Source organism: Oleiphilus sp. HI0066, from assembly GCF_001635725.1.
Genome location: NZ_LWFH01000172.1, coordinates 1 through 761 on the forward strand (window position 1 = coordinate 1; position 761 = coordinate 761).

Sequence of the window (761 nt, forward strand, 5' to 3'; positions counted from 1 at the left end):
CGTGAAGAACTACGTGCAGAAGTATCAGCAGTTGCATTAGCAGGTGCAGAGAAGATTCTTGGCGCAGAAATCGATGCAAGCAAGCACAGCGCGTTACTAGACCAGCTTGCCTCTGAAATTTAACTATTGAGAGTGGATGATGGCAGAGTCAATCACGATTGCCCGACCTTACGCTAAAGCTTCATTTGAAGCAGCAAAAGCAACTGATAGCCTTGACGTTTGGTCAAGTATGCTAGCTGCAGCTTCTGCGGTAGCGAAGGAAGAGAATATGGTTGTTGTTCTCGATCACCCTGCACTAACTAGCAAAGCGAAAGCCGATACATTTTGTGATGTATGCGGCGATGCTTTGAATCAAGAAGCGCGTAACCTGATTCACGTATTATCAGAAAACAATCGCATTGCATTGTTGCCTGAGATTTCAGAGTTATTCGAAGCTTTTAAAGCGCAACTTGAGCAGTCAGTAGACGTAGAAGTAGAAAGTGCATACGACTTGGGTAGTGAACAACAAGAGAAGCTGGCACAAGCATTGAGCAAGAAACTAGATCGTAAAGTAAACCTATCAACAACGACCAATGAGTCATTGTTAGGTGGCGCAATTATTCGCGCGAACGACCTAGTTATTGATGCATCTGTGAAAGGCAAATTAGCCAAACTTGCAGAAGCAGTAAGTGCTTAGGTAGCGGATTCAGATTTGAGGATTTAAAAGCATGCAACAGCTAAACCCAGCTGAAATCAGCGAAATCATTAAGAAGCGCATCGAG

1 protein-coding gene and 1 pseudogene are annotated in these 761 nt (G+C 44.0%); both read left to right on the top strand.

Annotation, left to right across the window (positions count from 1 at the left end; all coding sequences use genetic code 11):
- A pseudogene (locus A3738_RS30445) lies at nucleotides 1–123 on the top strand (F0F1 ATP synthase subunit B); the annotation flags it as partial.
- 16 nt (nucleotides 124–139) lie between these two features.
- A complete protein-coding gene (locus tag A3738_RS02905; RefSeq protein WP_068481440.1) occupies nucleotides 140–676 on the top strand; it encodes a F0F1 ATP synthase subunit delta in 537 nt (178 codons plus the stop codon).
- Nucleotides 677–761 lie beyond the last annotated feature (85 nt).